This is a genomic window from Paraburkholderia sp. CHISQ3 (genome assembly GCF_030464945.1).
Lineage (GTDB): Bacteria > Pseudomonadota > Gammaproteobacteria > Burkholderiales > Burkholderiaceae > Paraburkholderia > Paraburkholderia megapolitana.
Window position 1 is genome coordinate 392,411 of record NZ_JALPRG010000001.1, and the last position, 18,526, is coordinate 410,936.

22 protein-coding genes are annotated in these 18,526 nt (G+C 61.4%); 14 read left to right on the forward strand and 8 right to left on the reverse strand.

Translation table 11 applies throughout. The annotated features are described in order from the left end of the window. Nucleotides 1-51: 51 nt before the first annotated feature. Genes M0D65_RS01655 through M0D65_RS01665 form a run of 3 tightly spaced genes read left to right on the forward strand, consistent with a single transcriptional unit; the run spans nucleotide 52 to nucleotide 1,259 of the window. Nucleotides 52-639, forward strand: a complete 588-nt coding sequence (locus M0D65_RS01655; RefSeq protein WP_266250662.1) for an RNA polymerase sigma factor — start codon at nucleotides 52-54, stop codon at nucleotides 637-639. A gap of 12 nt (nucleotides 640-651) precedes the next feature. Beyond that, nucleotides 652-966, forward strand: coding sequence for a hypothetical protein (locus M0D65_RS01660; RefSeq protein WP_266250664.1), 315 nt, complete (start codon nucleotides 652-654; stop codon nucleotides 964-966). After that, nucleotides 963-1,259: a 4Fe-4S dicluster domain-containing protein gene (locus M0D65_RS01665; RefSeq protein ID WP_266250666.1), complete on the forward strand. Its 297-nt coding sequence runs from the start codon at nucleotides 963-965 to the stop codon at nucleotides 1,257-1,259. Before M0D65_RS01660 ends, M0D65_RS01665 begins: the two co-directional genes overlap by 4 nt. Before the next feature lie 33 nt (nucleotides 1,260-1,292). On the opposite strand, the gene M0D65_RS01670 is transcribed toward M0D65_RS01665, so the two are convergent. Then, entirely contained in the window at nucleotides 1,293-1,811 is a 519-nt protein-coding gene (locus tag M0D65_RS01670; RefSeq protein ID WP_266250668.1) for a DUF3574 domain-containing protein, read from the reverse strand. A gap of 148 nt (nucleotides 1,812-1,959) precedes the next feature. Between M0D65_RS01670 and M0D65_RS01675 the strand changes: the two genes are divergently transcribed. From M0D65_RS01675 to M0D65_RS01700, 6 genes are all read left to right on the forward strand, one after another. Beyond that, nucleotides 1,960-2,616, forward strand: a complete 657-nt coding sequence (locus M0D65_RS01675; RefSeq protein ID WP_266250670.1) for an HD domain-containing protein — start codon at nucleotides 1,960-1,962, stop codon at nucleotides 2,614-2,616. Nucleotides 2,617-2,718: 102 nt separating this feature from the next. Beyond that, complete coding sequence (locus tag M0D65_RS01680; RefSeq protein ID WP_266250672.1) at nucleotides 2,719-2,994, forward strand: hypothetical protein; 276 nt, start codon at nucleotides 2,719-2,721, stop codon at nucleotides 2,992-2,994. Further along, nucleotides 2,994-3,188 (forward strand): hypothetical protein, encoded by a 195-nt coding sequence (locus M0D65_RS01685; protein WP_266250674.1) that lies wholly within the window; start codon nucleotides 2,994-2,996, stop codon nucleotides 3,186-3,188. The genes M0D65_RS01680 and M0D65_RS01685 overlap by 1 nt, the downstream gene beginning before the upstream one ends. 189 nt (nucleotides 3,189-3,377) lie before the next feature. Next, nucleotides 3,378-4,208, forward strand: coding sequence for a MipA/OmpV family protein (locus M0D65_RS01690; protein ID WP_266250676.1), 831 nt, complete (start codon nucleotides 3,378-3,380; stop codon nucleotides 4,206-4,208). 24 nt (nucleotides 4,209-4,232) lie between these two features. Next, nucleotides 4,233-4,916 (forward strand): response regulator transcription factor, encoded by a 684-nt coding sequence (locus M0D65_RS01695; RefSeq protein ID WP_266250678.1) that lies wholly within the window; start codon nucleotides 4,233-4,235, stop codon nucleotides 4,914-4,916. Further along, nucleotides 4,897-6,354: an ATP-binding protein gene (locus tag M0D65_RS01700; protein ID WP_308076525.1), complete on the forward strand. Its 1,458-nt coding sequence runs from the start codon at nucleotides 4,897-4,899 to the stop codon at nucleotides 6,352-6,354. Before M0D65_RS01695 ends, M0D65_RS01700 begins: the two co-directional genes overlap by 20 nt. A 10-nt stretch (nucleotides 6,355-6,364) precedes the next feature. On the opposite strand, the gene sfnG is transcribed toward M0D65_RS01700, so the two are convergent. The 4 genes from sfnG to M0D65_RS01720 form a co-directional block, all read right to left on the reverse strand. Further along, the gene (gene sfnG, locus M0D65_RS01705) at nucleotides 6,365-7,465 is read right to left on the reverse strand and encodes a dimethylsulfone monooxygenase SfnG (protein WP_266250680.1); all 1,101 of its coding nucleotides are present in this window, start codon (nucleotides 7,463-7,465) and stop codon (nucleotides 6,365-6,367) included. Between the two features lie 124 nt (nucleotides 7,466-7,589). Next, entirely contained in the window at nucleotides 7,590-8,084 is a 495-nt protein-coding gene (locus M0D65_RS01710) for a cupin domain-containing protein (protein ID WP_266250682.1), read from the reverse strand. Nucleotides 8,085-8,280: 196 nt separating this feature from the next. Then, nucleotides 8,281-9,783 (reverse strand): HAMP domain-containing sensor histidine kinase, encoded by a 1,503-nt coding sequence (locus M0D65_RS01715; RefSeq protein ID WP_266250684.1) that lies wholly within the window; start codon nucleotides 9,781-9,783, stop codon nucleotides 8,281-8,283. Next, nucleotides 9,780-10,535, reverse strand: a complete 756-nt coding sequence (locus M0D65_RS01720) for a response regulator transcription factor (protein WP_266250686.1) — start codon at nucleotides 10,533-10,535, stop codon at nucleotides 9,780-9,782. The genes M0D65_RS01715 and M0D65_RS01720 overlap by 4 nt, the downstream gene beginning before the upstream one ends. 176 nt (nucleotides 10,536-10,711) lie before the next feature. Here M0D65_RS01720 and msrB point away from each other — a divergent pair, with 176 nt between their 5' ends. The 4 genes from msrB (at nucleotide 10,712) to M0D65_RS01740 (ending at nucleotide 15,253) form a co-directional block, all read left to right on the forward strand. Further along, a complete protein-coding gene (gene msrB, locus M0D65_RS01725) occupies nucleotides 10,712-11,224 on the forward strand; it encodes a peptide-methionine (R)-S-oxide reductase MsrB (RefSeq protein WP_266250688.1) in 513 nt (170 codons plus the stop codon). Nucleotides 11,225-11,268: 44 nt separating this feature from the next. Further along, the gene (locus tag M0D65_RS01730) at nucleotides 11,269-13,146 is read left to right on the forward strand and encodes a cytochrome c biogenesis protein DipZ (protein WP_266250690.1); all 1,878 of its coding nucleotides are present in this window, start codon (nucleotides 11,269-11,271) and stop codon (nucleotides 13,144-13,146) included. A gap of 144 nt (nucleotides 13,147-13,290) precedes the next feature. Beyond that, nucleotides 13,291-13,926 carry a peptide-methionine (S)-S-oxide reductase MsrA gene (gene msrA / locus M0D65_RS01735; protein WP_266251175.1) on the forward strand — a complete coding sequence of 212 codons (636 nt, stop codon included), beginning with the start codon at nucleotides 13,291-13,293 and terminating at the stop codon, nucleotides 13,924-13,926. Nucleotides 13,927-14,119: 193 nt separating this feature from the next. Beyond that, entirely contained in the window at nucleotides 14,120-15,253 is a 1,134-nt protein-coding gene (locus tag M0D65_RS01740; protein WP_266250691.1) for a porin, read from the forward strand. A 105-nt stretch (nucleotides 15,254-15,358) separates the two neighbouring features. On the opposite strand, the gene M0D65_RS01745 is transcribed toward M0D65_RS01740, so the two are convergent. Next, complete coding sequence (locus M0D65_RS01745; RefSeq protein ID WP_266250693.1) at nucleotides 15,359-16,123, reverse strand: alpha/beta fold hydrolase; 765 nt, start codon at nucleotides 16,121-16,123, stop codon at nucleotides 15,359-15,361. Between M0D65_RS01745 and M0D65_RS01750 the strand changes: the two genes are divergently transcribed. Beyond that, nucleotides 16,094-16,897, forward strand: coding sequence for a hypothetical protein (locus M0D65_RS01750; RefSeq protein WP_266250694.1), 804 nt, complete (start codon nucleotides 16,094-16,096; stop codon nucleotides 16,895-16,897). The genes M0D65_RS01745 and M0D65_RS01750 overlap by 30 nt on opposite strands. 92 nt (nucleotides 16,898-16,989) lie before the next feature. On the opposite strand, the gene M0D65_RS01755 is transcribed toward M0D65_RS01750, so the two are convergent. Together M0D65_RS01755 and M0D65_RS01760 are read right to left on the reverse strand one after the other, a co-directional pair. Next, a complete protein-coding gene (locus M0D65_RS01755; protein ID WP_266250696.1) occupies nucleotides 16,990-17,454 on the reverse strand; it encodes a hypothetical protein in 465 nt (154 codons plus the stop codon). A 55-nt stretch (nucleotides 17,455-17,509) separates the two neighbouring features. Continuing rightward, a complete protein-coding gene (locus tag M0D65_RS01760; protein ID WP_266250698.1) occupies nucleotides 17,510-18,526 on the reverse strand; it encodes a D-alanine--D-alanine ligase in 1,017 nt (338 codons plus the stop codon).

Consider the following 18,526-nt stretch of genomic DNA (forward strand, 5'->3'; position numbering starts at 1 on the left):
AATTTTCCCCGCCGACCACAATATTCCCGCTCGCGAAACGTCTTCAGCCCCATGGAACCGCCGCGCACCCCGGACCCGATGGTCGAACGAGATAGCGAGATCACCGCCACCGTGGTGCGCGAGCGGGCGCGGCTCGGCAATTTCATCCGTCAGCGCGTGCGCGATCCGGGCGACGCCGAAGACATCCTGCAAGACGTTTTCTACGAATTCGTCGAAGCGTACCGGCTGCCCGCGCCGATCGAGCAGGCCAGCGCGTGGCTGTTTCACGTCGCACGCAATCGCATCATCGATCGCTTTCGCAAGAAGAAGGAGCTGCCGATCGCCGATCTGGCGGGGAGTTCCGGCAGCGATGACGACGACAGCGAATATCGCCTCGATCTCGCGCTGCCGTCCCAGGAGGCCGGCCCCGAAGCCGTCTATGCACGCTCGGTGCTGCTGAAAGCGCTACAGAACGCGCTCGACGAACTGCCGCCCGAACAACGCGAAGTCTTCGTTGCGCACGAACTCGATGGACACAGTTTCAAGGAGCTGGCAGCCGCAAGCGGTGTCGGCGTGAATACGTTACTGGCTCGCAAGCGCTACGCGGTATTGCATCTGCGTGCGCGTTTGCAGTCCGTGTATGACGAACTGGATATTTGAAGGAGCAGGTCGATGAAATTCAGAATGAGATGTTTTGCCAAGGCACTGCTGGTGCTGGTCGGCATCGCGGTGCTGGGATGGATGACGATGCTGCTATGGAACTGGGTGGTCCCCGCGCTGTTCGTGAGCGGCCGGATCATCGACTTCCCACATGCGTTGGGGCTGCTGGTGCTGAGCCGTATCCTGTTCGGCGGATTCCGCGGGCACGGTGGCTGGGGCGGTCGGCGGGCCTGGCGTCGCTGGGAGAAGATGACGCCCGAAGAACGCGAGAAATTCCGTCAGGGGATGCTGTCCGGTCGCAACGATACGCCGCGAGATCCGACATGAGCACCGCATCGGCTGCTGTCTGCAAGCAACCCGCGGGCGTCATCGTCCCGGTCGTGAACCTGAAGCGCTGCGAAGGCAAGGGCGATTGTGCCGAGGTCTGCCCGGAAAATGTCTTCGTCATCCGCCGCATCGACACGGCCGACTACGAGAACCTCGGCGCGATGAACCGATTCAAGTTGCGCGTACACGGCATGAAAGTCGCGTACACGCCGAACGCCGATGCATGCCGCTCGTGCGGCCTGTGCGTGACCGCGTGTCCCGAGCACGCCATCACGCTGGCGCGGATGAAGTGATCTGATCGGGCGCGCGGTCGGAACTACCGGGCCTCAGAACGATGCGCACGCATCGGTGAGCACCAGCCCGACTGACTCCTGATGGAACTGGTTGATATAGGCGCTGCGCACTTCCGATATGTGGTCGAGCGTGTCCTGTGTGCCGCTCGCCACGATCTGGATCACGAAGCTTTCTTCCTTCGTCACGTGGTTCTTGTCCTTGTCGAGCCATTGCCCCTGGGTTCTCCAGGTGGTGAAGCCATCCGGAAAGCGCGGCGTCACGACATCGGCGAGGAACTGGCGAATTTCCTTGTCGCTGACCGGCCGGCGTCCCTTCACATTGCGGCCGAACAGCAGTTCGGCGGAAATTTCCTGCACGCCGTTGACCCTCGGGCACAGTTGCGCGGTCGACACCGGGTCGGACGCGCCGACCGGCGCGGCGGCCGCATTCGTAGTTTGCGTGTCCGCGCCCGCGGCGCCGGCTGCGCCGGCCTGGGTGCCGCCCAGCTGGCAAGCGGAGAGCGCGACGAGCGAGAGCGATGCGACAAGCATCTTGATCTGGAGAGTCTGCATGTTGCCCCCTGTTTTCATATAGGTGATAGATAAACCAGACGAGCGCCACCCGGATAAATTTGAAACGCCGATTGGCGGGCTGTACGGGTGGCGATCTGCGCGCACCCCGACGATAATCACGCCTTCGACGTTTCCGCTCTTATCCGCCATGACGACTACTGCCGCTTTTGTGCCGTTCGCGCCGCTCGCTTCGCTCGCGCAAACCTTGCTCCAATACGTGAAGGACAACGACGGCGACGGCTCGCACGATGTTTCGCATCTGCAGCGCGTCTGGAAGAACGCAGCCACGATACAGGCCGGAGAAGGCGGCGATGCGGAAATCCTGCTGGCGTCGACAGTACTGCACGACTGCGTTGCCGTCGAGAAAAATTCGCCGTTGCGCGCGCAGGCCTCGCGGCTCTCCGCGGAAAAGGCTGCGCGTGTGTTGACGGCTCTGGGCTGGCCCGAGCAGAAGGTGCTTGCGGTCGCGCATGCGGTCGAGGCACACAGCTATTCGGCGGGTATTGCACCGGTCTCGCTCGAAGCGAAGATCGTGCAGGACGCGGATCGACTTGATGCAATCGGCATGCTCGGTGCTGCGCGTTGCTTCTATGTGGCTGGGCGCATGGGTAGTGCGCTGTATGACTCTAACGATCCACACGCACAGGCACGGCCCTACGACGATGCGCGCTACGCGATCGATCATTTTCATACGAAGCTGTTTAAACTCTCGGCGGGGTTTCAGACGGCTACTGGGGCGCGGCTTGCCGCGGTCAGGCAGGAACGGCTTAAGCGGTTTCTTGAGGAATTTGCGGAGGAGATTTGAGGTGTGTGATCCGAATGACTGCCGGCTTTCAGGGGCAACTTGACTGGATCGTAAAACAGTCTAGAATGTACATGCTATGTACATGTACACAGGAGCAAAGAAATGGCCACTGCCACGGAGCGAATTGTCGTACAGGTAACGACGGTTCAGAAACGCGCTATCGCGAGTACCGCCAAACGCCTTGGTCTGAACGTGAGCGAATTGATGCGTCAAGCCGCACAAGGTTTCACCCCGTCCGACGACGAACAGGAAATCAATGTATTGATCGACCGCGTGAATGCCTCCACCAAAGAGGCAAACGACGCACTCGATGATGCACTGTCTTTCATTGCCGAATCGAACAAGCGGATTGCCGCGATGACCAAAGGGAAACACTAATGGGTGTCACGGACAAAGTGTGGGACGCGCTCACGACAGTCATCAAGATGAATGACAAAGTGGTGTCGCTCGCCGGCACAGTGAAGGAACAGCAGTTGAAAATCGAAGGTTTGACCGAACGCATCATCCGGCTCGAAACGACACTGGAACTCATGATGCGTTCGAGTAGCGACACGAAGAAGCTCCCACGCTAACGGGGATCTCCTGATTTTCTTCGCCCACTCGATATCCGCCTCAAATTGCAGCAGTTCCACGAATCAGCAGCATCCCCTCCGCAGTAACCCCCTGTAAGCAATCCATCACAGCGCCACCCCCGGCCAGTAAGTAGCGAGTAAGTCGACCGACCCTACAGTCTCTCGCGTCGACGACTCCGGAACTTCACTGTGAACAGATTCATGCGCCACGCGCAACCGCTGCTACTCGCCGCCGCTTTTCTCTGGCTATACGCCGCACCGGCCCAGGCCGACGGACCCGACGCCTCAACGTCGCTCCCGGTCGCCACCGACGACGACTCCGGCTTCACCATCCTCAACAACGCCACCAACGTCACGCACTGGGGACTCGGCGCGGGCACCGGCTACCGCCAGCAGCCCTACACCGGCGACGGCGCGAAATTCACGCCGATTCCGCTCTTCTACTTCGACGACAAATGGGTCCATGCGCTCGGCACGACACTCGACCTGAAAATCGGCAAGTGGGCCGGCGTCGCCTTCAGCCTGCGCGGCAAATACGCGCTCGGCGATGGCTACGACGGATCGGATGCGCCGATCCTGAACGGCATGCAGGATCGCAAGGGTGCGTTCTGGTACGGCCCCGCGTTCTCGTGGCAAAGCACCTACGGCACGCTAACCGGCGACTTCCTGACAAGCGCGAACAAGGGGCAGCAGGCGCATATCGAGTTCGGCAAGTCGTTCCAGTATGGCAAGCTCGGAATCGAACCGCACGTCGGTGCCGAATGGTTGAGCCACACCTACGTCGATTACTATTACGGGGTTCGCGCATCGGAAGCGCAGCCCGGCCGGCCCGCCTACACCGGCACGTCGACCATCGACGTCTCGCTCGGCGCCCGCTTCAACTACAGTTTCACCACACACCAGTCAGCCACCGTCGATATCGGCGTCGCGCGTCTGGGCGGCGGCATCACCGACAGCCCGCTCGTCGACAGGAAGTTCATTCCACAGGCGACCGTCGGCTATCTCTATCGATTCAACTGAGCCGGTTCAATTGAGCAAAGCGCCATGTCGCGAGTCGCCCTGATCGAAGACCACGAACGCCTCGCCGCGATGGTGCGCGAGGCGCTATCGGGAGCGGGCATCGAGGCCGATCTGTTTCACAGTCTCTCCGAAGCCGAGTATGGCGTGAGTCTCGCGCACTACGCGGTGCTGATCGTCGATCGCGGTCTGCCCGACGGCGACGGGCTCGCGTTGCTACGCTCGCGGCGCGCCGCCGGCGACATGACGCCCGCCCTGATGCTGACGGCGCGCGACGCGCTGCACGACCGCATCGACGGGCTGGAGAGCGGCGCCGACGACTACCTGACCAAACCGTTCGCGATGAGCGAGCTGGTCGCACGTGTACGCACGCTGATGCGCCGGCCGCCGGCACTGGCCGAGCTGGTGGTGTCGTTTGCCGACCTGACGATTGACCCCGCACAGCGTGCGCTTCGTTGCGGCGCCGATTCAGTCCTGCTCGCGCCGGCCGAACTGCAGATCATGCTCTGTCTGATCCATGCCGCGGGGCGCACGGTCCGACACGGTGTGCTCGAACACGCAGCGTGGGGTCTCGGCGAAGCGGTCACGCCGAACGCACTTGAGGTCACGCTGCATCGCTTGCGCAAGAAACTGACGACACTCGGCGCGCTGACCCGGATAGTCAACGTGCGCGGCACGGGGTTCGCACTGCATGACAGCGCGCAAGCCTGAGGCCGCGGATGCGTCGGCATATCGCACGGACAACGGGTCCGCGCGGCCGCATGCCGGTTCGCGCGTCGTCGTGATGCTGCACCGCTGGGTGCACAGCCTGTCGGCGCGACTGTGGATCACGAGCGTCGTTGCACTAGCCGTGTGCCTGAGCCTGCTCGCCGCGCTCGTTCTGTACGCGGTCAATAACTTTCCGCAGCAGGTGATCGGCCAGCACGGGCAGCTCGAAGCCGTGCGGCACCTTGCGGACGGACTCGTCTTCGATGCGGCAGGCCGCCCCGTGTCCGTGCAGCTCACCGATCCGCCCGCGTGGATGTTCGAGTCGTTGCCGACCGAAGTGAAGTACCGCGTGACAGATACGCACGGTACCGTGCTGCTCGCGTCGCCGGACGCGGGCGGCCCGCCTTGGCTCAACGTGCCGCGCAGCGGACATCCGCCGACGGTCGACGAAGCGACTATCGACGGTCGCCCGTTCTACGTCGCCACCCTGCAGATCGTGCACGCAGGCACCGTATTTCGCGTGCAGACCGCAATGAGCACGCGTCTGAACGCCATCAGCGTGCAGGTAAAGATCAAACCGTTCCCGCGCATCGTGAATGTGACGTTCCTCGCAGCGACGATCATCTTCGGGCTGTCGCTGACGATCACACTGCGCCGCATACTCCGGCCGCTGCGCAAAGTATCGGATGCTGCGGCGCTCATCACGCCGCGCAATCTGACGACACGCCTGTCGACACGCGACATTCCCCACGAGATCCGGCCACTGATCGACGCGTTCAACGCAGCGCTCGACCGGCTCGAAAACGGCTTTACCGTGCAACAGCAGTTTCTCGCGTCGGCTGCACACGAATTGCAGACGCCGCTCACGTTGATCCGCGGGCAGATCGAGCTGCAGGGTGACATTCAAGGTAGAGAACCACTGCTCAAGGAAATCGATCTGATGGCGCGGCAAGTGCGTCAGTTGCTGCATCTCGCGGAAGTCAGCGAAGCGCAGAACTTCAGCTTCGGCGCGATCGATCCCGCCGAAGTTGCACAGGACGTGCTCACGTATCTGTCGCGCAAGGCAGAAGCGCTGCATGTCGGGCTGCAACTGGAAGGTGCGGCCGCCACGCTGTCGATCTGGGCAGATCGCAGCGCGCTTTTCATCCTGCTAAAAAACGTGGTCGAGAACGCGATCAACGTATCGCCGGCTGGGAGCACAGTGCGCATGATTATCGACGGTCGTTCGATCCAGATTCGCGACGAGGGGCCCGGCATCGACGACGCGCATCTGCCGTTTCTGTTCAAACGATTCTGGCGCGCGCCAAGCGCCCGGCATGACGGCGCAGGGCTCGGACTCGCGATCTGTCGTGAGATTGCAATCGCACACGGCTGGCGGATTGCGGTCAACCGGTTGGGGACGGGCACCGGTATCGTTGTGAAGTTTTCGGACGACGCATAAGCGGTTCCGCCTACGCAGTCTCCGCAGTAGCCCTCGCCTCTTCCAGCTCACGCACCAACGGCAACACGCGCTTGCCGAAATACTCGACCTCTTCGATGAAGTGTAGAAAGCCACCGAGCACGAGATCGACACCAATCGCCTTTAGCGCAACGATCTTGCGCGCGATCTGTTCTGGCGTGCCAATCAAGCCAGTCTTGAAACCATCGTTGTACTGCACCAGGTCTTCGAACTTCGAGTTCGACCACATGCCCTGAGCTTCCGGCGAAGCGCTGCCCGCCTGTTTGACCGCGTGCCCAAACGCGTGCACCGCTTCGGTATCCGCATGTCGAACGATATCGTGCAGCACCTGCTGCGCTTCGTCCTCGCTATCGCGCGCAATGATGAACGCGTTGACACCGAAGCGTACCGTGCGTCCCTGCGCGGCGGCGGCCGCGCGGATTTCGTCGATCTGCGCGCGATGATTCTCGAGCGAATTGCCGTTCATGAAGTACCAGTCCGACACCGCTGCAGCCATGCGCCGCGCGGCTGCCGAATTACCGCCCTGGAACACTTCCGGATGCGGTTGCTGTAATGGCTTTGGCTTAAGCGTGTAGTTGTTGAAGCGATAGAAGTCGCCCTTGAACGTGAAGTCGTCTTCGGTCCAGACGCCCTTCACTGCGCGAATGAATTCCTCGGAGCGCCGGTAGCGTTCGTCGTGTTCGAGCCAGGGTTCGCCGATCGCGGTGAACTCACCCTTAAACCAGCCGCTCACCACGTTGATTGCGACACGGCCGCCGGTGAGTTGATCGATGGTGGCAAGTTGCTTCGCGACCACGGCCGGATGCCAGGGGCCAGGCAGGATGGCAGCGATGACTTTGAGCTTTTCGGTGGCGGCGAGCAGCGCGTGGCTGAATGCAACCGACTCATGCTGATACTCGGCGCCATATCCCGCGGTAAAGCGGATCTGCGATAGCGCGTACTCGAAGCCGCTGCGCTCGGCGGTTTGCGCGAGCCGGCGGTTGTAGTCGATATCCCAGCTCGTGCGCTGCTCGATCTTGCTGACCACGAGGCCACCGCTGACATTCGGCACCCAGTAGGCGAATTTCACTGCGCGTTCATGATCGGTTGTCATCGGGTTTCCCTGCTGGCCCGCGAACGGACCTCCTGTTGAATGAAAACGGCTGCCGTATACCGTATCGGCGCCAACAGGTGCGGGGAAACAATAAAAACTGCTATGAATAGACGCTCGATCGGTTTTACGTTTTATTGCGGGTCGGCTTGCCGTCATGCGGCCCTATCTCGCGTACCGGCCAGTCGATCCACCGATCAGGACGTTTGGCCTCATGCGCTTCGTTCTTCGGATAGCGGATGCGGTTTTCATCCTTAGGCGTTTCGCCGATCACCAGCAAACGGACCTCATGCTCCGTGTTGTTGATGAAGGTATGGCAAATCCCGGTGCCGGCTGGAAACGCAACCGAATCGCCAGGCTTCAGTGCATGCAGATGACCGTCGATCCAGACATCCGGTGTGCCTTCGAGCACGTAGACGAACTCCTCTTCCGCGCTTTCCGCATGCGGGTACGAGGTGCGACGTCCAGGCAGCAGCCGGTTGTGGTGAATCCCGATGCGCGTAAGTCCGAGCGCATTGGCAAGCGGTGCGCCGATCGCCATGAGTTCGGTATCGCCCGTGTAGTGCGAGTCGTCCGCGCCCTCCAGCTCGGTCCAATGACGAATGAAACTGGGTCGTTCCATGAAGTCTCCGTGACATTTGTATCGTGTGGGGTTCCCAGGCGCACTCGATTCGGCGCGCCGGTGTGCAGCAATTCTACTGCGGGCCCTATCGGGCAGATACGATGTTTGGTCCGCGCGATTCGTAGTGCGTCGCGTCTGGATGACGTAGAGGGTCTACATCGCTACTACGAGGGCGCAGCAAATGCTTGAACGCAACCTATGCGCCGTTGGCTGCAACACCCGCTGCGGCCAGTTCAAAGGAGAACGTCGTGCCCGGACCCGCGCGTTCGATCAGGCGAATCTCGCTGCGGTGCAACTGCAGCATGCGCTGCACGATCAGCAATCCAAGTCCGCCGCCACGATGCGCGCCGCCCGAGCTGAACGGCCGCTGAAAGAGACCCTCGCGCAGCGCCTCGGGAATGCCCGGCCCGGTATCGCTGACCGTCACCGTCACCCTGCCTTCGCGGCTCGTGAGTGCGATATCGATCGTGCCGTCAGCGGGCGTGTGGCGGATCGCGTTATCGAGCAGATTGGTCAGCACACGTTCGATCATGCCGAGATCCGCGCTGACGTTCGGCACGCGCTGCGGTACATCAGCGCGTAGACGGACATGGCGTGCCTCGGCAGGTAGTTCGAACTTTTGCAGCACGTCCTGCACGAGATCGACGAGCGAGAATTCTTCGAGCGCAGGTTGCACGAAACCATATTCAAGCCGCGCGAGTTCGAACAGCGCCTGCGCGAGCGCACCGACCTTCACGCTCTGCGCGAGCGCGATGGCTAGATAACGCTTGCGTTCGGTTTCGCCGAGCGTGTCGGACTTCAGCGACAGCGTCTCCAGATAGCCATGCAACGACGTGAGCGGCGTACGCAGATCGTGCGAAATGTTGGCGACCAGTTCGCGCCGCTGCTGGTCCTGGCGCGTCAGCGCGCGCCACTGTTCGCCGATGCGCTCAGCCATTTGCGCAAACGCCGTTTCGAGCACCGCGATTTCGTCACCGCGCCCGAGCGTCGATACGCGCGGCGTCGCCGCCGATGTAACAGCAACGGGTGGCACACGTGGCTCGCCATCCGCATCGAAATGCCGCATCGCTTCGGTAAGCCGGCGCAACGGCCGCGTGATCAAACGAAACGCCACCAGCCCCGCGACGAGCCCGAGCAGTGCTACAAGCGCCATCGACCACAACGTCGTACGCAACACCGAACTGGCCGCGACGCGCGCCGCGAGTTCGTCGTGTGCCTCACCGAGCAGCACGACATAGATATAGCCCGCCGGCGCCTGCCCGTTCATCCGCAACGGGGCGGCGCTAAACACCTTGCGACCATCGATGCTGCGCGGATCGTCGCCGAGAATCGGCAGCGTATCGCCAGCGATGAAACGCCGCAGCGGCTCGAGATTGACCTGTTCGCGCTTCAGATGACCAGGCGGCGCGTCATCGCCCTGCACATGACCTTCGCTGTCGAGCAGATACACCTCGACGCTCGGATTCACCACCATCAACTGGCTGAACAGACGCCGCACTGCGTCGGGCCGCAGGCCGTTGTCGTCCATCAGCGGCGCACTCTGCGCGATGTGCTGCGCGAGCCCACGCGACAGGCCCTGGACGACCTCTTTCTCGTGTAGATCGCTGGAACGGATCTGCAGCCATGCCGACGCACCGCAACACGCGAGCAGCAGCGCCGCGAAGACAATCGACAGCCGTTGGGTAAGCGTCAGGTTCACGGCGCATCCTTGGGTGCGGCATCGGGCGCGTCTTTCGCTGCTTCCTTCGATCCAGCAGCGAGCTTGTAACCGTGCCCCCATACGGTCAGGATGCAGACCGGCTGCGCCGGGTCCGCTTCGATCTTCGCGCGCAGCCGGTTGATATGCGTGTTGACGGTATGCTCGTAGCCCTCGTGTTGATAGCCCCACACCGCGTTCAACAGATCCATGCGCGAGAACACCTTCCCCGGATGGCGCGCGAAGTAATACAGCAGGTCGAATTCGCGCGGCGTCAGCTCGATGCGCCGACCGTCGACGGCCGCTTCGCGCGCGAGCGGATCGATGGTCAGACTGCCGAGTTCGAGCGTCCCTGCGTCGATGCGCGAATCCTTTGCCAGCGCATCGACGCGCCGCAGCAACGCCTTCACGCGCGCAACCAGTTCGAGCACCGAGAACGGTTTGGCGAGGTAGTCGTCGGCGCCGAGTTCGAGACCGAGGATGCGATGCACCTCGCTGGAACGCGCGCTCGTGATGATGATCGGCGTATAGCGCGCCATCGCGCGGGCGCGCCGGCAAATCTCGAGACCGTCGACGCCAGGCAGCATCAGATCGAGGATCAGCGCATCCCAGCCGCCCTGTTCGAGCAGGCGCAGGCCCTCGTTGCCGTCCGCGCTGTGGACGACCTCATAGCGTTCGTCGCGCAGGTGCAGGCTCAGCACGTCGGCAATGTCGACGTCGTCTTCGACGATCAGTACGCGCTTCGGTTGATCCATATGGGGGCCTTCGGGCGCGGCGCGAACCGCGCGGGAACAACGGGGACAGGCTGTCATTGTGCAGAAATTCGGCGCGCCGAAGTATCACATTTAATTTAACTTTCTGTGAGGACTTCGGTATCGCGCCGGGCATACGATGCCGACATCGACCCGTCGGGTCCAGCAAGGAGCGCATCATGCAAGGCAGGAGACGATTTCTGGTGTCAGGCGGTAGCGCCGCCGCAGCGCTGTTCGCCCTCACCCGCTGGCGTGGTCTCGCGGCCGCACCCACCGCCGCCGCGCCGGCAACGGAAACCTTCACCGTCGTCCACACCGACGCCGAATGGCGCCGGGTGCTGACGCCCGCCCAGTACATGGTGCTGCGCCAGGAAGGGACCGAACGGCCGTACACCAGCCCGCTCAATGATGAACATCGCGCGGGCACGTTCGCTTGCGCGGGCTGCCGGCTCGACGCGTTCGCCTCGCGCACGAAATTTGACAGCCATACGGGCTGGCCGAGCTTCTGGGCGCCGCTCGATCATGCGGTTACCACGCGTGAAGACCGCTCGTTCGGCATGACCCGCAGCGAAGTGCATTGCGTGCGCTGTGGTGGGCATCTCGGCCATGTGTTCGACGACGGTCCGCGGCCGACCGGCCTGCGCTACTGCATGAACGGCGTCGCACTGACCTTCACGCCGGCCGCTACCTGAAGCCCTGACGCAAACCCCAAACCCGAACCCCGAACGGAACCACCATGCTCCTCATCGTCCTGGCCTACCTGGGAGGCGTCCTCACCATCCTGAGTCCGTGCATCCTGCCGGTGCTGCCGTTTGTATTTTCGCGGGCCGACCAGCCGTTCGTGCGCAGCAGCCTGCCATTGCTCGCGGGCATGGCGCTCACGTTCGCGCTCGTTGCGACGCTGGCGGCTGTCGGCGGCGGCTGGGTGACGCAGGCCAACCAGTACGGACGGTGGCTCGCCATCGTGCTGCTCGCCGTGTTCGGCCTGACGCTGCTGCTGCCGAAGTTCGCCGAGCGTCTGATGCGCCCGCTCGTGAACGCCGGCAGCCGGCTCACCGAGTTCGCCCAGGCCGACGGCAAGGCGAGCGCGGGGTCGTCGTTCCTGCTCGGCATCGCGACGGGCCTGCTGTGGGCGCCGTGCGCCGGCCCGATTCTCGGCCTGCTGCTGACGGGTGCTGCATTGCGCGGCGCGAGTGTCGGTACGACGATTCTGCTGGCTGCGTATGCCGCGGGCGCGGCGACCTCGCTGGCGGTGGCGTTGCTGATCGGCGGAAAGGTGTTTGCTGCGATGAAGCGCTCGCTGGGTGCCGGCGAATGGATCCGGCGTGGCATTGGTGTTGCAATGCTGGCCGGCGTCGCGGCGATCGCGCTCGGACTCGATACCGGCGTGCTGACGCGGCTGTCGACGATCGCTACCGGCGGTCTCGAACAACGTCTGGTGGACCGGTTGTCACCGAATGCGAATGCTGCGGGTGTGGGCGTGTCGGGTAATGCGGTGGACGGTGGCGCAATGACTGCGACGAACCCTGCGATGCAGCGTACCGCCGATGCCGACGGCAACAACGCGGCGAATGGATCGTCGGGCGCGATGATGCGTGCCGCCGATCCGGTCGCGGCCTCTGACGCACCGTTGCCTACGCTGCCTGTCGAAGGCGCGCTGCCGAGCCTCACGGGCGCCGTGCAATGGCTAAACTCGCCGCCGCTCACCACCCAGGCGCTGCGCGGCAAGGTCGTGTTGGTCGACTTCTGGACCTACTCGTGCATCAACTGCCTGCGCTCGCTGCCGTATGTGAAAGCGTGGGCGCAGAAGTACCGCGATCAGGGGCTCGTCGTGATCGGCGTGCACGCACCGGAGTTCGCATTCGAACGCAATATCGGCAATGTGAAACAGGCCACCCACGATCTCGGCGTCGACTACCCGGTCGCCATCGATAACAACTACGCGATCTGGCGCGCGTTCGGCAACCAGTACTGGCCGGCTCACTATTTCATCGATGCGCAAGGACAGATCCGCTATCACCACTTCGGCGAAGGCGACTACGCGCATTCGGAAAAAGTGATTCAGCAACTGCTCGCGGAAGCCGGACACGCCGGCGCCGAACACGTTGCAACAGGCCTGACCGGTAACGCGCAAGGTGTGCAAGCCGCAGCCGACGATGCCGACATGCAGTCGCCGGAAACCTACATCGGGTACAACCGTGCGGAAAACTTCGCGTCGGCAGGCGGTGAGACGAAGGATCGTGCGCATACGTATGCCGCGCCTGTGCAGCCCGCGGTGAACGACTGGGGGCTGGCCGGTACATGGAACGTCGGTGGCGAACACGCGACGCTCGATCACGCGAACGGCAGCATCGTGTACCGCTTCCACGCACGCGATCTGCATCTGGTGCTCGGCCCGGGCAAGGACGGCAAGCCGGTGCGCTTCCGCGTGAGCGTCGACGGCGCGGCGCCCGGTGCTGCACACGGCACCGACACGACCGCCGACGGCACCGGCACGGTGACGGAACAGCGTCTGTATCAACTGGTGCGGCAAACCGGCGATGTCGCCGACCACACGTTCACCATCGAGTTTCTGGACCCCGGCGTCGAAGCGTATGCGTTCACGTTCGGCTAGGCATTGCGCAGCACATTGATCACTCAAGGAGCAGCAATCGTGACCTCAACTTCTCTTAACCGTGCGCGTCGCTGGGTCCGTTCACCGGGCGCCCGCATCGCCAGCGCACTTGCTGTCGCTATCGGCGCACTGGCCTGGCACGGCATGGCGAACTCCGTCGAAGAAGCGACGAAGATTCCCGCGCCCACCGTCGACGAACACGTCGCCGCGACGCACAGCGAAACGGCTGTGTTCGCGGGCGGCTGTTTCTGGGGCGTACAGGGCGTGTTTCAGCATGTGCGCGGCGTGACGCAAGTGACCTCGGGCTACTCCGGCGGCGCGGCCGACACCGCGCAGTACGAGACAGTGAGCGGAGGCGATACCGGGCATGCGGAGTCGGTACGGATCACGTACGACCCGACGCAGATCACATACGGCCGTCTGCTGCAGATATTCTTCTCGGTCGCGCACAACCCTACCGAACTCGATTACCAGGGCCCGGATCACGGCACGCAATATCGTTCGGCGGTGTTTGCGGTCGATGCGGACCAGCGTCATGTTGCGGAGGCGTACATCGCGCAACTGAATGCCGCGCACGCGTATGCGCAACCGGTTGTCACGCGCGTCGAGGCCTTCAAGGGTTTCTATCCGGCAGAGAGCTATCACCAGAACTACCTCACACTGCATCCTGACCAACCGTATATCGCGATCAACGATCTGCCGAAGGTGGGTTATCTGAAGCAGATGTTCCCGGCGGTTTATCGTACTCAGCCGGTGCTGGTCAAGACGTCAGGGTCCTAAGCGCGGCGGCCACTGTGCTCCCGGCTTCCCGTTTGTTCTCTTGAGCAAGCTTGCGATACCCAGAAATGGGTGTCGCGCTTTTACGCGAATTTTGCAAGAAGACCGAAACTTTTTCGATGAATTGAGGCGCCATTCTCCATAAACTCTCCGAGCCTTCGGCAAACAATCAAGGAAATTCGTGGAGTATAAGAAAGTGAGAAGCAAGCTTGTTGGCGCAGCAACCTTGTCGGTCTTTGCAGTGGCGGCTCATGCGCAGAGCAGCGTCACCCTCTATGGTTTGATCGACACAGGTATCGTCTATACGAACAATCAAGGTGGCCACAACGCGTGGCAGGAACAAAGCAGCATGCTGTCGAACGAGGTATGGGGCCTCAAGGGCAGTGAAGATCTCGGCGGCAATCTGCATGCAATCTTCCGGCTCGAAAACGGTTTTAACATCCAGAATGGCCGGCAAACCTACTCGGGCACGATGTTCGGCCGCCAGGCCTACGTTGGCCTGCAAAGCGACCAATACGGAACGTTGACGCTTGGTCGTCAGTACGACGCTGTGGTCGATAATCTCGGGGCGATTGCATTAGCGAATAACGGCGATGGCAACAACCTGGCCGCGCATCCGTTCGACAACGACAATATCGACGATTCGTTCTATATCAACAACTCAGTCAAGTACGCGAGCCCGACGTACAACGGGCTTCAAGCAGAGGCGCAGTACGGCTTCAGCAACGCGGCGGGCGGTTTCTCGAACAATCGCGCCTATAGCTTTGGCGTGACTTATGGAAACGGCCCGATCAACCTGGCCGCCGCATACCTCCAGCTCAATAGCGGTGGTTTGACCGCAGGTGGCGCGCTGACGGACAACGACTTTGTGAGCTTCCCTGCCGCGCGCCAGCGCGTAATGGGGGTAGGTGGAAACTACACATTTGGTCCGGCCACGCTCGGTCTGCTATGGACGCATACCCTGTTTGGCAATACCCAGCCCGGCGCAAATTCCACGATCGCGCAATCGTTCAACACGCTGCACTTCGACAACTATGAAGTCAACGTGCACTACTCGCTGACGCCTGCGATTTCGCTTGCCGGCGCTTACACGTTCACTCAAGGTGCGTTTAACACTGGCACAGGTTCGGCGGATCCGAAGTGGCATCAAGTAACGATGATGGCGGACTACTCCTTCAGCAAGCGCACGGATGTCTATCTCGAGGGCGTGTACCAACACGCGTACGGCGCCGCCGGCACTGCGTTCGAGGGCGCATATATCAATGGCTTGTCACAAGCCTCGACCGGCAATCAAGTTGCAGCGACTGTGGGCATTCGGACGCGCTTTTAGTATCCACGGTGCTTGTTTGAGTTAGAGACTGGCCCCGGCATCGGCGCATCACGTCGGCCACCCGACTTCGATGCGCGGGTATGCTTGTTGGCGTTCGTTTTCTGGCTATCCGAGCCCGTGCCGGATAGCCAGCGCGAGGCCCGCGGGATTGTCCCAGGCCATCGAATGCCCCGCGTTTTCGACAATGGCAACGTTCACGCCTCCGGCTGGGAGACGTTCGGTGTCCGCGTCGGGCAACGAGCGTTCGCCAAACACAACCGTTCTCGGCATCGTCATGGCAAAGAGTTGCTCGCGCCAGCTGGGATCACTTCCTTCCACGAGCGACATCGCGCTTCGATGCACTGCATAAGGGGCGCTGACCAGCATCGAAGCGGCCCAGATGTCGTCGCCATCTTTCGCGGATGCTGCTACCAGTTCTGCATGACCTGTGCGCACATAGTCGGCCTCTGATAGCGCGGCGATCTTTCTGCTGTAGAACCCACCGCCTGGCTCCATATTGGGTTCGCTAAGCACCAGACGCCCTACACGCTCACCGAGCACGCGAGCCGCAGCGATGGCAACCGCGCCGCCCATGCTATGACCGAACAGGTTCAGCGCTGAAAGTGAAAGATGATCGGCGAGTGCCACGATCGTTTGTGCGTGGTCCTCGACGGTGTAGGCAAAGTCTGTTGGACGATCGCTAAAGCCATAGCCCAGCAAGTCGACCAGCAGCATTCGATGCCCTGCTAAAGCTGGGGCTGTCACCACGCCTGGGTAATCGCAGGAGGATGCGCAGCCTAGTCCGTGGATGAACAGGGTCGGTGTTCCTTGCCCGGGGAGGTCGTGGTATCTGAGAGTTCCTTGAGCTTTATCTATAGCGAAGGTTTTCATTTTCGGTGTTCAACTTTTATATGCAACCGTGGTAGTGACAGCCCGTTAGTGAAGCATTGGTTATGCGCCTTCAGTGAAATCTCCGCGCTCAGGCCGCATAGTTCACATGCGACGCATAAGTCGACGATATCGTCAAAAGAGTTTCACGGATCATTGGCACGCTATCCTTATTTTTTCTTCCGGAGACAGGATATGCGCAATCGATTGCTGTTGCTCTTGCTGTGTTTTCTTCCCGCGCTGGGATGGGCCGACGATCACAAACAACAAGATGGCCTCGCGGATACGACGGTGCTGATCGTGCGTCATGCGGAAAAGCCTGACAGCGGTTCTGGATTGAGCCAGCAAGGCGAGCAACGCGCAGTGGCCTACGCGGATTATTTCGATCCACTCGAACTAAACGGCCAGCAGCTCACGCCGCAAGTTCTGATCGCAACCGAAGACAGCAAGCACAGCGATCGCCCCCGTCTGACCTTGACGCCGCTTTCGCAACGCCTTCAATTGCCTATCCAGCAGAACTACAGCGACGATGAGGCGGACGATCTGGTGCAATCGCTTCATCAACAGAACAGTGCGAAGGTCGTCTTGATCGCCTGGCATCACGGCGAACTCGGCAACATGATCGACGACTTCGGGGGTGACTCCAAAAAACTGCTCGGCCACAAACAATGGCCCGGCAGTGTGTATAACTGGCTGATCGTGCTGCACTTCGATCACAGTGGGCAACTGGATCAAAGCCAGCGAGTAGTGGAGCATCTGTTGCCTGGCGATCAGTGAGTCTGTCTTCACTGGTTTGACCGATTCTGCTTTATACCGGCGTGTGAGGCGCAAGCTTTAACGCCGGAATTGCGTCTTCCGCAGGTGGCCATTTATGCGGGCTCACGCGACCACGTGAAGTAAAGAAAGAGCCAGCAAGCGAGACCGCTCACCGCTCCAATGGGCACGACGAGCTGGACAAACGCATTAAATGTAAAGGCTGCCCGCTCACTGGGAATCGAAGACAGAAGGGTCACACTCGCCCAAACGCACAGGAGCAGCGCGATGCCCATCGTTGTGAAATAAAGCCAGTGCGCCGTGCCGATTTTTTTGGCGATGATCATTCCGACAATGTAGAGCGGAAGCACCGGCAACGCGAAAAACAGCAGGCCAAACCAGGCAGCGCCCAGTTCAGCTAGCGCAAACTCAGCGATGCTATCGAAAATCCTGTGATTTGAGGCGCTGCCTGCGGTTTCGGCCATCAGAGCAGGAAACAGTGCCATTGCGCCCGCAACCATGGAGATCAGATAGGCGATGGTTGACCGCCCTACCGTGATGAATTGCTTGTGCTTTGTCATTGCAATCTTGTTCCCGGTGTTCACGGCTATCAAGCGATAGTCGGCGCTCCAAACCCTACTTGCCTCTATGCCGCTCGATCCCCGCGCGACAAATCCGCTCACACAACTCGGCAAACGAGATCCCACTAGCTCCCGCCGATTGAGGAAGCAAGCTCGTCGCCGTCATCCCCGGCAAGGTGTTCACCTCAAGACACCACAGGTGCCCGTTCGCATCGAGACGAAAATCCGCCCGGCTATAGCCTTCCAGCTTTAACGCACGGTGCGCCCGCAGCGCCGCGTCTTGTGCGGCCGCGACGACGTGGTCGGGCAGATCGGTTGGAAATATTTCGCGAACTGCCCCGGGTTGGTACTTCGCTTTGTAATCGAAAATCGCGTCCGGTTCGATCACGATCTCCCCAACGGACAATGCCCGATCACCGAGCACACCTACGGTCAGCTCCCTTCCCGCAATGAACTGCTCCAGCATGATCTCGTTGTCGAATTGGGAAGCGTGTTCGATAGCGGCACCAAGCGCATCGGGATTCCTGACCACCGACAAGCCGACCGTCGAGCCTTGCCGATTCGGTTTAACAACCCGTGGATAGCCAATCTCCCGCAAGATCTCTTCTGGCGCGGATGGCGTCATCAACCAGCGAGGTGTCGCGATTCCGGCTGCGACGAACAAACGCTTCGACATGTCTTTGTCCATGGCGATTGCGCTGCCCAGATGGCCACTACCTGTATAAGCCATCCCAGCCATGTCCAGCATGGCCTGGATTGTTCCGTCCTCGCCGGTCCCGCCATGAAGTGCCAGAAAAACCACGTCGACATCAGCAAGCGCGGCAGAGCGGATCAGACCTGCTTCGGCTGACCGAAGTACCGCGAGCGCATCGGATGCAGGTGGCACTTCGTCGACCCGCGAACTCAACAAATGGTCTTCCTCTTCAGCCGTCAAAAGACCTCGCGATGTTTCAATGGCAAGTACTTCGTGTCCCGCACCGCGTAGCGCATTGATGACCTGCGCCCCGCTCGCAATCGAGACTGCGCGCTCTTCGCTCGTTCCTCCAAAGAGCACCGCTACCTTGAGTTTCAT